The organism is Streptomyces sp. NPDC002088 (genome assembly GCF_040296605.1).
In the GTDB taxonomy this organism is placed as follows: domain Bacteria; phylum Actinomycetota; class Actinomycetes; order Streptomycetales; family Streptomycetaceae; genus Streptomyces.
Genome location: NZ_JBEOXO010000001.1, coordinates 513438 through 526551, shown reverse-complemented (window position 1 = coordinate 526551; position 13114 = coordinate 513438). Strand labels below are relative to the sequence as shown.

9 protein-coding genes and 1 pseudogene are annotated in these 13114 nt (G+C 70.3%); 6 read left to right on the top strand and 4 right to left on the bottom strand.

Features of this window, described 5'->3' with window-relative positions; genetic code table 11:
* Positions 1-36 precede the first annotated feature (36 nt).
* From ABT114_RS02410 to ABT114_RS02400, 3 genes are read right to left on the bottom strand one after another with little or no spacing between them, the layout of a single operon-like run.
* Complete coding sequence (locus ABT114_RS02410; protein WP_351137655.1) at positions 37-1026, bottom strand: ABC transporter permease; 990 nt, start codon at positions 1024-1026, stop codon at positions 37-39.
* On the bottom strand, positions 1019-2059 hold the full coding sequence (locus ABT114_RS02405; RefSeq protein ID WP_351137653.1) for an ABC transporter permease: 1041 nt from the start codon (positions 2057-2059) through the stop codon (positions 1019-1021). The genes ABT114_RS02410 and ABT114_RS02405 overlap by 8 nt, the downstream gene beginning before the upstream one ends.
* Positions 2056-3573: a sugar ABC transporter ATP-binding protein gene (locus tag ABT114_RS02400; RefSeq protein ID WP_351137651.1), complete on the bottom strand. Its 1518-nt coding sequence runs from the start codon at positions 3571-3573 to the stop codon at positions 2056-2058. Before ABT114_RS02400 ends, ABT114_RS02405 begins: the two co-directional genes overlap by 4 nt.
* Before the next feature lie 263 nt (positions 3574-3836).
* Between ABT114_RS02400 and rhaI the strand changes: the two genes are divergently transcribed.
* The 6 genes from rhaI to ABT114_RS02370 all read left to right on the top strand — a co-directional run bounded on the left by rhaI (position 3837) and on the right by ABT114_RS02370 (position 11542).
* Entirely contained in the window at positions 3837-4997 is a 1161-nt protein-coding gene (gene rhaI, locus ABT114_RS02395) for an L-rhamnose isomerase (protein ID WP_351137649.1), read from the top strand.
* A 62-nt stretch (positions 4998-5059) separates the two neighbouring features.
* On the top strand, positions 5060-7099 hold the full coding sequence (locus ABT114_RS02390; protein WP_351137647.1) for a bifunctional aldolase/short-chain dehydrogenase: 2040 nt from the start codon (positions 5060-5062) through the stop codon (positions 7097-7099).
* A gap of 23 nt (positions 7100-7122) precedes the next feature.
* Complete coding sequence (locus tag ABT114_RS02385) at positions 7123-8574, top strand: rhamnulokinase (protein ID WP_351138193.1); 1452 nt, start codon at positions 7123-7125, stop codon at positions 8572-8574.
* A gap of 72 nt (positions 8575-8646) precedes the next feature.
* A complete protein-coding gene (locus ABT114_RS02380) occupies positions 8647-9402 on the top strand; it encodes a (Fe-S)-binding protein (protein WP_351137645.1) in 756 nt (251 codons plus the stop codon).
* Positions 9399-10877 carry a LutB/LldF family L-lactate oxidation iron-sulfur protein gene (locus ABT114_RS02375; protein ID WP_351137643.1) on the top strand — a complete coding sequence of 493 codons (1479 nt, stop codon included), beginning with the start codon at positions 9399-9401 and terminating at the stop codon, positions 10875-10877. Before ABT114_RS02380 ends, ABT114_RS02375 begins: the two co-directional genes overlap by 4 nt.
* Entirely contained in the window at positions 10874-11542 is a 669-nt protein-coding gene (locus ABT114_RS02370) for a LutC/YkgG family protein (protein ID WP_351137641.1), read from the top strand. The genes ABT114_RS02375 and ABT114_RS02370 overlap by 4 nt, the downstream gene beginning before the upstream one ends.
* Here the strand turns inward: ABT114_RS02370 and ABT114_RS02365 are convergent.
* Positions 11515-13028, bottom strand: a pseudogene (locus tag ABT114_RS02365) (glycoside hydrolase family 78 protein). The gene ABT114_RS02370 and the pseudogene ABT114_RS02365 overlap by 28 nt on opposite strands.
* Positions 13029-13114 lie beyond the last annotated feature (86 nt).

The window sequence follows — 13114 nt, the reverse complement described above, 5'->3', positions numbered from 1 at the left end:
GAGCGGAGCGGATGGCAGGGCGGACGCGGGTGAGAGTTACGACGTCGGAGTCGAGGCGGCCCTGCGGCCCGCCCTCGCTACGGAGATCTGCCGTGCGACCCGGGGGCCGAGCACGGAGACGACGAGCAGGACGCCGGTGACGACGATCTGCGACTGGGCGGAGACGTTGAGCAGGCTCATCACGTTCTGCAGCGCGCCGAGCAGGAAGACTCCCGCGATCGCGCCGCCGAGCGTGCCCTTGCCGCCGTCGAAGTCGATGCCGCCGAGCAGCACCGCCGCGATGACGGACAGTTCGAGTCCGGTGGCGTTGTCGTAGCGGGCGCTGGCGTAGTGCAGGGCCCAGAAGATGCCGGTGAGGGAGGCCATCAGGCCGGTCACCATGAACAGGATCAGCTTCTGCCGCCTGACGCGGATGCCGGCGAACCGGGCGGCCTCCTCGCTGGCGCCGATCGCGAACAGCGAGCGCCCGAAGGGGGTGGCGTGCAGGGCCACGACGGCGATCACCAGCAGGACGACGAAGGGCAGGAAGGCCTGCGGGAGGAAGGTGTCCCCCAGGCGTCCGGCCGCGAAGTCCAGGTACTGGGTGGGGAAGTCGGTGACCGCGTCGGAGCCGAGCACGATCTGGGCGATGCCCCGGTAGGCGGCGAGCGTGCCGATGGTGACGGCGAGGGAGGGCAGCCCGAGCCGGGTCACCAGCAGGCCGTTGACCAGCCCGCACACCACGCCGAGCAGCAGGCACAGCGGGATGATCGTCTCGATGGCCATGCCCTGGTTCCACAGGGCGCCCATCACGGCGCCGGACAGCCCGGCCGTGGACGCCACCGACAGGTCGATCTCTCCGGCGACGACGAGAAGGGTCATGGGCAACGCGATCAACGCGACCGGCAGGGCGTTGCCGATCAGGAACGAGAGGTTGAGGGCGTTGCCGAAGCCGTCGACGAAGCCGAAGGAGAACAGCAGGACCACGATGAGCAGGGCGCCGACGACCGTGTCCCAGCGGACGGCGCGCGTCAAGGACTCAGGCATGGCGGGCGTTCCTCTTCTTCAGGGCCAGGGCCACGCGCAGCGCGACGATCCGGTCGACCGCGATGGCGAGGATGAGCAGGATGCCGTTGATGGCGAGCACCCAGACGGAGCTGACGCCGAGGGCGGGCAGCACACTGTTGATGGAGGTCAGCAGCAGGGCGCCGAGCGCGGCGCCGTAGACGCTGCCGGAGCCGCCGGTGAAGACGACGCCGCCGACGACGACCGCGCTGACGACGGTGAGTTCGTAGCCGTTGCCGGTGCTGGAGTCGACGTTGCCGAACCGGGCCAGGTACATCGCCCCCGCGAGGCCGGCCAGGCCGCCGCAGAAGGTGTACGCGGCCAGGATCCGCTTGCGGACCGGGATGCCGGCGAGCCGGGCGGCCTCCGGGTTGGAGCCGAGGGCGTACAGCTCGCGGCCGCTGCCGAAGTGCTTGAGGTAGTACGCCGTCGCCACCAGAACGGCGAGGGCGATCAGCGCGAGATACGGCACGGCGGAGATGCCGCCGGAGCCGAAGTCGACGAATCCGCCGGGCAGGTCGGCCGCGGTGATCTGGCGTGAGCCGACCCAGATGGAGTCGATGCCGCGGATGATGTACAGCGTGCCGAGGGTGACGACGAGCGCCGGCACCTGGCCGAGGCTGACGAGCAGTCCGTTCAGCAGGCCGAAGCCGATGCCGAGCAGGATCGCCAGGACGACCGCGACGACCGGGTTGCCGCCGCCGTCGAGGTAGATCCCGGCGGCGAAGGCGCTGATGCCGAGGGTGGAGCCGACGGACAGGTCGACGTTGCGGGTGATGACCACCAGCGACTGGCCGGTGGCGACCAGCACCAGGATCGTCGCGTTCAGCAGCAGGTCCTTGATGCCCTGCTCGGACAGGAACTCGCTGTTGCCCGCCTGAGTGACAGCGATCATCACCAGGAAGACGACCAGGATGGCAAGTTCGCGCATCTTGAAGACGCGGTCGACCAGCCGGGTGCCGCTGGACTTGGACACCTCGCCGGCGGGGGCGGGGTTGGGCGCGATCACCGTCATGCGGCGGCCCTCCCGGTGGCTGCGGCCATCACGGTTTCCTCGGTGGCGTCGGAGCGGGGGATCTCGGCGGTGAGCCGGCCCTCGTGCATCACCAGCACGCGGTCGGCCATGCCGAGGATCTCGGGCAGGTCGGAGGAGATCATCAGGACGGCCACCCCGTCGGCGGCCAGCTGGGACAGCAGCCGGTGGACCTCGGCCTTGGTGCCGACGTCGATGCCACGGGTCGGCTCGTCGACGATGAGCACCTTCGGGCCGGTGGCCAGCCACTTGGCCAGGACGACCTTCTGCTGGTTACCGCCGGACAGCGTGTTGACGGTGTCGGCGATCCGGGCGTACTTCACCTGGAGCTTGACGGCCCAGTCGAGCGAGCGGCTGCGCTCGGCGCCCCGGTCCACGAGCCCGGCCTTCACCGTCGTCCGCAGTCCGGTCAGGCCGATATTGCGCTCGATGGACATGTCCATCACCAGACCCTGGGCCCGCCGGTCCTCCGGGACCAGCGCCAGCCCGGCGGACATCGCGGTGGACGGGGCGCCACTGGTGAGCGGACGGCCGTCCACGGAAACCTCGCCGGCATCCCAGCGGTCGATGCCGAACACCGCCCGGGCCACCTCCGTGCGGCCTGCGCCGACGAGTCCGGCCAGACCGACGATCTCGCCACGCCGCACCTCGAAGGAGACGTCCGTGAAGACGCCCTCCCTGGTCAGCCGACGAACGCTGAGGGCGACCTCGCCGGGCTCGACGTCCTGCTTCGGGTAGAGCTCGTCGAGGTCGCGCCCGACCATCCGCCGTACGAGATCGTCCTCGGTCATGCCGTCCAGCAGCTCGCTGGAGATCAGGGCGCCGTCACGCAGGGTGGTCACCCGTCGGCAGATCTGGAAGATCTCCTCGAGGCGGTGCGAGATGAACAGGACGGCGGCGCCTTGGTCGCGCAGGGTGCGTACGACGCCGAAGAGGCGGGCGACCTCGCTGCCGGTGAGGGCGGCGGTCGGCTCGTCCATGATCAGGACGCGGGCGTCGAAGGAGAGCGCCTTGGCGATCTCCACGATCTGCTGGTCGGCGATGGACAGGCCGCGCGCCGGGCGGTCGGGGTCGAGGTCGACGCCGAGGCGCTTCATCAGGGCGGCGGTCGCCGCGTGGGTGGCCTTGTGGTCGATCCGGCCCAGCGCCCGCCGGGGCTGGCGGCCCATGAAGATGTTCTCGGCGATCGACAGGTCGGGAAAGAGGGTCGGCTCCTGGTAGATCACGGCGATCCCGGCGTCGCGGGCGTCGCCGGGGCCGTGGAAGACGACCGCCTCACCGTCGAGCAGCACTTGGCCGGCATCCGGTCGGTGCACCCCCGCGAGGGTCTTGATGAGGGTCGACTTGCCCGCGCCGTTCTCGCCGGCGAGGGCGTGCACCTCACCGGGAAACAGCTCCAGGGAGACGTCCCGCAGGGCGCGTACGGCACCGAAGGACTTGGTGATGTCCTTCAGCGCCAGCACCGGGGCCGGACCCGTGTCGGACGGGTGGGTCATTGGGGGCTCCTCGACGACGCCGGCGGGACGTCCCTCACGGCGTCGTGAAAGGTTTCAACTGGGTTGCCGGGACGTTAGACAGGTACGCCATGTCACGTCAATGGGTCTGTGTCGAAAAAGTTTCGATAATCAAAGGTCACATCCGGGTCACGGACAGACGGCCTCGCCGCAAGGGTTGACACCCGTTCGGAGGCCTCATAGCTTCCCTTTCTGAATCGTTTCATTGAGAACTCTTTCCATCCCGACGTCACAGGAGCCCTGCAGTGACCGACCTCGCCGCGGTGAAGGCCGCGCTCAAGACCCAGGCCGTCGAGACGCCGTCGTGGGCGTACGGGAACTCGGGGACCCGTTTCAAGGTGTTCGCCCAGCAGGGTGTGCCACGCAATCCGCGGGAGAAGCTGGACGACGCGGCGCAGGTGCACGCCTTCACCGGTGTCGCGCCGACCGTCGCCCTGCACATTCCGTGGGACAAGGTCGACGACTACGCCGCCCTGGCCAAGCACGCCGAGGAGCGCGGCGTGAAGCTGGGCGCGATCAACTCCAACACCTTCCAGGACGACGACTACAAGCTGGGCAGCATCTGCCATCCGGACGCGGCGGTGCGGCGGAAGGCTGTTGATCATCTGCTGGAGTGCGTCGACATCATGGACGCCACCGGGTCGCAGGACCTGAAGCTCTGGTTCGCCGACGGCACGAACTACCCCGGTCAGGACGACATCCGCGAGCGGCAGAACCGCCTCGCCGAGGGCCTCGCCGAGGTGTACGAGCGGCTCGGGGACGGGCAGCGGATGCTGCTGGAGTACAAGTTCTTCGAGCCGGCCTTCTACACGACCGACGTGCCGGACTGGGGCACGGCCTACGCCCACTGCCTCAAGCTCGGCGACAAGGCGCAGGTCGTGGTCGACACCGGGCACCACGCGCCGGGCACCAACATCGAGTTCATCGTCGCCACGCTGCTCCGGGAGGGCAAGCTCGGCGGGTTCGACTTCAACTCGCGCTTCTACGCGGACGACGACCTGATGGTGGGGGCCGCGGATCCGTTCCAGCTGTTCCGGATCATGTACGAGGTGGTACGCGGGGGCGGGTTCACGTCCGACGTCGCGTTCATGCTCGACCAGTGCCACAACATCGAGGCGAAGATCCCGGCGATCATCCGGTCCGTGATGAACGTGCAGGAGGCGACGGCGAAGGCGCTGCTGGTCGATCGGACGGCGTTGGCCGTCGCGCAGGCCTCCGGCGATGTGCTGGGCGCGAACGCGGTGGTGATGGATGCATACAACACCGATGTGCGGCCGTTGCTGCGTGAGGTGCGGGAGGAGATCGGGATCGACCCGGACCCGATCGCCGCGTATGCCCGGTCCGGGTGGGCTCAGAAGATCGTCGCCGAACGGGTCGGCGGGGAACAGGCCGGTTGGGGGGCGTAAGCGCCTGCCGGCACCTGTTCTCTCTTTCTGTACTCACCACGTTCAAGAAGTTAGGAACATCCATGGCTGTCCACCCCGAAGCCGCCGACCTTCTGGCCCGTTCCCATCGGCTCGGCGCTGATCCTCGGAACACCAACTACGCCGGTGGCAACGCGTCCGCGAAGGGCACCGACACCGACCCCGTCACCGGTGGTGACGTCGAGCTGATGTGGGTGAAGGGGTCCGGTGGTGACCTGGGCACGCTCACCGAGGCCGGGCTGGCCGTGCTGCGGCTGGACCGCATGCGGGCGCTCACCGACGTATACCCGGGTGTCGAGCGCGAGGACGAGATGGTCGCCGCGTTCGACTACTGCCTGCACGGCAAGGGCGGTGCCGCGCCCTCCATCGACACCGCCATGCACGGCCTCGTCGACGCCGCCCACGTCGATCATCTGCACCCCGACTCCGGCATCGCGCTCGCCTGCGCGGCCGACGGGGAGAAGCTGACCGCCGAATGCTTCGGCGACAGTGTGGTGTGGGTGCCCTGGCGGCGGCCCGGCTTCCAGCTCGGGCTGGACATCGCCGCCGTCAAGGCCGCCAACCCGCAGGCGATCGGCTGCATCCTCGGCGGGCACGGCATCACCGCGTGGGGTGACACCTCCCAGGAGTGCGAGCGCAACTCGCTGCACATCATCCGCACCGCCGAGCAGTTCCTGGCCGAGCGCGGCAAGTCCGAGCCCTTCGGTCCCGTCATCGAAGGCTACGAGGCGCCGGCCGAGGCGGAGCGGCGCGAGCGGGCCGCGGCCCTGGCGCCGTACGTCCGTGCCGTCGCCTCCCAGGACAGGCCGCAGGTCGGGCACTTCACCGACTCCGAACCCGTCCTCGAATTCCTCGCGCGTGCCGAGCATCCGCGCCTCGCCGCGCTCGGCACCTCCTGCCCCGACCACTTCCTGCGCACCAAGGTGCGGCCGCTGGTCCTGGACCTGCCCCCCACCGCCCCGCTCGAGGAGGCGATCGCGCGGCTGAAGGAGCTGCACGCCGCCTACCGCGAGGAATACGCCGCCTACTACCAGCGGCACGCCGAGCCCGACTCCCCCGCCATGCGCGGCGCCGACCCGGCCATCGTGCTCATCCCCGGCGTCGGCATGTTCTCCTTCGGCAAGGACAAGCAGACCGCGCGGGTGGCGGGTGAGTTCTACGTCAACGCGATCAACGTGATGCGCGGAGCGGAGGCGGTGTCGGCGTACGCGCCGATCGAGGAGTCGGAGAAGTTCCGCATCGAGTACTGGGCCCTCGAAGAGGCCAAGCTCCAGCGGATGCCGAAGCCGAAGCCGCTCGCGACCCGGGTGGCCCTGGTCACCGGCGCGGGCAGCGGGATCGGCAAGGCCATCGCGCACCGGCTGGTCGCCGAGGGCGCCTGTGTCGTCGTCGCCGACCTCAACGCCGAGAACGCCGCCACGGTGGCCGAGGAGCTCGGTGGTCCGGACAAGGCCGTCGCCGTGACCGTCGACGTCACCTCCGAGGAGCAGATCGCCGAGGCCTTCAAGGCGGCCGCGCTCGCCTTCGGCGGGGTCGACCTCGTCGTCAACAACGCCGGCATCTCCATCTCCAAGCCGCTCCTGGAGACCTCCGCGAAGGACTGGGACCTTCAGCACGACATCATGGCCCGCGGCTCCTTCCTCGTCTCGCGCGAGGCGGCCCGGGTGATGATCGCCCAGGAACTGGGCGGCGACATCGTCTACATCGCTTCCAAGAACGCCGTCTTCGCCGGCCCCAACAACATCGCCTACTCCGCGACCAAGGCCGACCAGGCCCACCAAGTCCGGCTCCTGGCCGCCGAGCTGGGCGAGCACGGCATCCGCGTCAACGGCGTCAACCCCGACGGGGTCGTGCGCGGCTCCGGCATCTTCGCGGCCGGCTGGGGTGCCCAGCGGGCGGCCGTGTACGGCGTGGAGGAGGAGAAGCTGGGCGAGTTCTACGCGCAGCGCACCATCCTCAAGCGGGAGGTGCTGCCCGAGCACGTCGCGAACGCCGTCTTCGCCCTCACCGGCGGCGAGCTCACCCACACCACCGGGCTGCACGTCCCCGTCGACGCGGGTGTGGCGGCCGCGTTCCTGCGATGAGCGCCGCCGTGAGATCTTCCACTCTGAAGTCGTACGCCGCGGTCGACCTCGGCGCGTCCAGCGGGCGCGTCATGGTCGGCCGCGTGAGCCCGGACTCCGTGGAGCTGGCCGAGGCGCACCGCTTCCCCAACCGGCCCGTGCGGGTTCCGGAGGGGCTGCGCTGGGACGTCCTCGCGCTGTACACGGGGGTGCTGGACGGGCTGCGGGCGGCCGGTGCCCACTGCGGTGGACAGCTCGACTCCGTCGGCATCGACAGCTGGGCCGTGGACTACGGCCTGCTCGACGCCGACGGGGCCCTGCTCGGCAATCCGGTGCACTACCGCGACGCCCGCACCGAGGGCGTCGCGGAGAAGGTGTGGGCAACCGTCCCGGCCGCCGAGCTGTACGCGGCGACCGGGTTGCAGTACGCGCCCTTCAACACCCTGTACCAGCTGACGGCGGCCCGGGCGTCGGCCCAGCTCGCCTCGGCGAAACGGCTGTTGCTCATCCCCGATCTGCTGGCGTACTGGCTGACCGGCGAGCAGGGCACCGAGCTGACCAACGCCTCCACCACCCAGCTCGTCGATCCCCGGACGCGGGAGTGGTCGTACGACGTCGCAGCCCGGCTGGGCATCGACCTGAGCCTGTTCGCACCGCTGCGGCAGCCGGGTGACCCGGCGGGGCTGCTGCGGGCGGAGGTGCTGGAGGAGACGGGGCTGGCCGCTCCCGTGCCGGTGACGACCGTCGGCTCACACGACACCGCCTCCGCGGTGGCTGCCGTCCCCGCCACCGGCGAACGGTTCGCGTACATCTGCACCGGCACCTGGTCCCTGGCCGGCCTTGAACTGGACGCGCCCGTCCTCACCGAGGAGAGCCGCGCCGCCAACTTCACCAACGAACTCGGCCTGGACGGCACGGTCCGCTATCTGCGCAACATCATGGGACTGTGGCTGCTCCAGGAGTGCGTACGGGCCTGGGGCGACCCGGACCTGGGCGTGCTGCTGCGCGAGGCGGCCGGGGTGCCGGCGCTGCGGTCGGTCGTGGACGCGGGGGACCCCGTGTTCCTGGCGCCCGGCCGGATGCCGGAGCGGATCGCCGAGGCGTGCCGGGACTCCGGCCAGCCCGTGCCTGCGACCCGGGCGGAGATCACGCGCTGCATCGTCGACTCGCTCGCCCTCGCCCACCGCCGGGCCGTCGAGGATGCCCAGCGGCTGGCCGACCACCCCGTCGACGTAGTCCATATCGTCGGCGGCGGCACCCGCAACGCGCTGCTCTGTCAGCTGACCGCCGACGCCTGCGGACTGCCCGTGACGGTCGGCCCGACGGAGGCCGCCGCCCTCGGCAACGTCCTCGTGCAGGCCCGGGCGCACGGGCTCGTCGGCGACCTCGCCGACATGCGACGTCTCCTGGTTCGTACGCAGCCGCTGACGCGGTACGAGCCGCGGGGCGACACGGCACGGTGGCAGGAGGCGGAGGACCGGCTCGCCGCGCGGTGAGCCGGGGTCTCCCCGAGGCCCGGCACTGCCACTACCCTGCATTCATCCGATGATCAATGACTAGGAGCCGCGATGCGTGTCGCACTGTTCCTGACCTGTGTCAACGACACGCTCTATCCCGACACCGGCCGCGCCGTCGTGAAACTCCTGACCAGGCTGGGCGTCGATGTCGACTTCCCGATGGCCCAGACCTGCTGCGGCCAGGCCCACTACAACACCGGGTACCGGCACGAGGCCGAACCGCTGGCACGGCATTTCTCCGATGTCTTCGGGGAGTACGAGGCGATCGTGACCCCGTCCGGGTCGTGCGGGGCGATGGTGCGGGAGCTGTATCCGCGGATGGGCGAGCGGGCGCGGGCCGAGGGCCGCGGGGACGCCCTCGCCGCCACGCTGGCACCGGTGGTCCCGAAGACGTACGAGCTCGCCGAGTTCCTGGTCGACGTGCTCGGCGTGACGGACGTCGGCGCGTACTACCCACACACCGTCACCTACCACCCGACCTGCCACGGGCTGCGAAGCCTCGGCCTAGGTGACCGTCCCCGGCGGCTGCTCCAAGCCGTCAAGGGGCTGGAACTCGTCGAACTGCCGGGGGCGGAGGAGTGCTGCGGGTTCGGCGGCACCTTCGCGCTGAAGAACGCCGACGTGTCGGCGGCGATGGGCGCGGACAAGGTGCGCAACGCCGAGTCGACGGGCGCCGAGGTGCTGTGCGCGGCCGACAACTCCTGCCTCATGCACATCGGCGGGACCATGACCCGCCTCAAGGCGGGGATGCGGCCGCTGCACATCGCGGAGATCCTGGCCAGCACGGAAGAGGAACCGGCAGCATGAGCGGCACATTCGTAGGAATGCCGGCCTTCCCGAAGGCCGCGCACGAGGCGGTCGGCAACCAGACCCTGCGCGGCAATCTGCGGCACGCCACCCACACCATCCGCGCCAAGCGGGCGAAGGCCGTGGCCGAGGTGTCCGACTGGGCGGAGCTGCGGGAGGCCGGCAAGCGCATCAAGGACCACACGCTGCGTCATCTCGACCGGTATCTGGTGCAGTTGGAGGAGTCGGTCACGGCGGCGGGCGGCATCGTCCACTGGGCCACCGACGCCGACGAGGCCAACCGGATCGTCACCCAACTGGTGAAGGCCACGGGCGAGTCGGAGGTCGTCAAGGTCAAGTCGATGGCCACGCAGGAGATCGGACTCAACGAGGCACTGGAAGCGGAGGGCATCCGCGCCTACGAGACCGATCTCGCCGAACTCATCGTGCAGTTGGGCAAGGACCGCCCCTCCCACATCCTCGTCCCCGCCATCCACCGCAACCGGGGCGAGATCCGCGACATCTTCGCGCGCGAGATGAGCGAGTGGGGACGCCCCGCCCCCGAGGACCTGACCGACACACCCGCCGAACTCGCCGAAGCCGCCCGCCTCCATCTCCGGGAGAAGTTTCTGCGCGCCAAGGTCGGCATCTCCGGGGCCAACTTCATGGTCGCCGAGACCGGCACGCTCGTGGTCGTCGAGTCCGAGGGCAACGGGCGGATGTGCCTGACCCTGCCCGAGACGCTGATCTCCGTCGTCGGCATCGAGAAGATCGTGCCGACCTGGCGCGACCTCGAGGTCTTCCTCCAGACCCTCCCCCGCTCCTCCACGGCCGAGCGCATGAACCCGTACACCTCGATGTGGGCCGGCACCACGGACGGAGACGGGCCGAAGACCTTCCACCTGATCCTCCTGGACAACGGCCGCACCGACACCCTCGCCGACGAGGTCGGCCGCCAGGCCCTGCGCTGCATCCGCTGCTCGGCGTGTCTGAACGTCTGCCCGGTGTACGAACGCGCGGGCGGCCACGCCTACGGCTCGGTCTACCCCGGGCCGATCGGCGCCATCCTCACCCCCCAGCTCCGGGGCATTGCAAGCGACATCGACGCCTCACTGCCGTACGCCTCCTCACTGTGCGGCGCCTGCTACGAGGTCTGCCCGGTCGCCATCGACATCCCCGAAGTCCTCGTGCACCTGCGGGAACGGGTCGTCGAGGGCGGCCAGGTGACGCGGGAGGGCAACAAGGTCGTGCTGAAGCCGGCCAAGGGGCATGCCGCTGAGCGGGCGGCCATGCGGGCGGCGCGCTGGGCGTTGGACCGTCCGGGTGTCCTGCGCACAGGGCAGCGGCTCGCGTCCCGGACGCGCCGCCTCCACCCCCGGACCCTGCCCGGACCCGGCAAGGCCTGGAGCGCGACCCGCGACCTCCCGCCCGTGCCCGCGGAACCGTTCCGCGACTGGTGGCAGCGCACGAACGGCGGAAAGGACAGTGCCAAGTGAGCAGCAGGGAACGGATCCTGGGCCGGGTGCGGCGCGCGCTCGCGGACGTACCGCAGGACGACACGCCGTACGAACAGGCCGTCGAGCGGGGCTATCTGCGCGAGCACGGCGCCGGGAGCGTCGAAGCGACGGTGGACCTGCTGGCGGAGAACCTGGCGGACTACCGGGCGATCGTGCACCGCACCACCGACGAGGAGCTGCCGTACGTCATCATGCGGCTGCTCGCCGAGCGTGGGCCCCAGTACGTGCTCGTGCCTCCGGGACTCCCGCCGGAGTGGATGTCGGCCGCCGACCCCACCAGGGTCCACGACCGTGCCGTGAGCACGCCCCACGAACTGGACAAGGTGACGAGCGTGGTCACCGGCTGCGCCGTCGCCATCGCCGAGACCGGCACGATCGTCCTCGACGGCGGACCGGACCAGGGCCGCCGCCGGATCACCCTGATCCCGGACCACCACATCTGCGTCGTCCGCGTCCCCGACCAGGTCGTGGCCTCCGTCCCCCAAGCCCTCGAACGCCTCGACCCGGCCCGCCCGCTGACCTGGATCTCCGGTCCCTCCGCCACCAGCGACATCGAGCTCGACCGGGTCGAGGGGGTGCACGGTCCGCGCACCCTGGAAGTGGTGCTGGTGAGCGGTCAGCCGAGGGCCGAGGTCACCTCGTAAGGACCGGACGCAAGCCGATAGGAGGCGACTCCGTTCTCGAAGCCCAGGTATTCGACCCCGGGTACCTGGGCAAGAGGTGTTCTGCCGTCCCGGACGGTGGACGGTTCGGTGGTGGGGATGCGCAGGGTCGCGGTGCTGTTCGCGGGAACCATCGCCCGGTAGGTCAGGGTCCGGTTCTGGGAAACCTCCCACTCGCTGACGATCTCGCCGTACGGCGATTCGTGCGAGCCCGCCACCCGCGTGATCTTCCCGGTGGGGTCGACGTGCGGCTGAAGGAAGAAGTGCTTGAACCCGGGGTGGACCGGGTCCTTGGCGATTCCGGCCACGCCCTCATACATCCATTCGACGATGGCGCCGTAGGCGTAGTGGTTGAAGGAGTTCATCTCGACCGGGCCGAAGCCGTCCGCCTTCGAGTAGGAGTTCCAGCGCTCCCAGACGGTGGTGGCACCGTTCTGCACCGAGAACAGCCATGAGGGCAACTCGTCCTGGTGGAGCAGCTTGTACGCCAGGTCGTCGCGGCCTTCGTCGGTGAGCACCGGGGCGAGGACGTTCACCCCGAGGAAGCCCACGGACAGCGTGTTCTCCGCGTGTCCCGCCACCCGGCACCGGGCTCGGTGACCACGGTCTGGGAGGTCCCGTCGGCGTACCGGATCAGCAGCTTGGCCTTCAGAGCGAGGGGGTTGCCGTCCTTCGCGTAGTACTTGCTGTCGTCCAGTCCCGGGATGCCCGTCGCCGCCTCGCTGATCCGGGAGTTGTACCAGCCGTTGCCGAGCACCGCCGCGAGCGTCACCCGCCGCTCCCGCGCGACCAGCTCCGTGACGTCGTACGTCATGTAGTTGATGGTGCTGTCGTAGTTGGTCCAGCCGGGGGTGAGCAGTTCGTACGTGCTGCCCTCGCCCTGCGGCACCGAGACCCGGTGGCCGTTGACGTAGGCGTCGTACACGCCCAGGGCCGATATGTAGAGCCGGGCCTCGCGGACCCGCCCCTTGAGCGCGGTCTGCCGTCGCAGCAGCGGTGCCCCGGCGCTGTTCGGGGCCTTGCCCGCCATGCTGATCCAGGTCGCTCCGTCCCAGCCCGACACGCCGTCGGTGCTGCGCAGACCGGTCTCGAAGTGGGCGGGCGGCGCACCGGTGACGGCGCGGCCGTCCTCGTCCCACGCGGTCACGGTCCAGAAGTAGCGCGTCGAGGCGCGCAGCCGTGTGCCGTCGTAGCGCACCGCCACCGAGTCCGGTGACTCGACGCGGCCGCTGTTCCACACGTCCGCGCGGGCACGGGTCAGCCGCTCGGGCGAAGTGGCCACCAGGATCTGATACGCCGTCTGGCGCCGGCCGCGGGCCGGGGACGCCATGCGCCAGCCGAAGCGTGGCTCGTCCGTGTCCACGCCGAGTGGGTTCGTGCGGTGTTCCACCGTCAGCCCCGACAGGGAGGTCCGGTCGGAGGCCGGCGCGGCCCATGCCGTGCCTCCCGTGCCGATCCCTCCGGCCATCGCCACGACTCCGGCGCCCAGCGCGGTGCCGAGCACCGTTCTGCGCCGGACGTTGCCTGTTCCCTCGTTGTGTGTCGCCTCGTTCA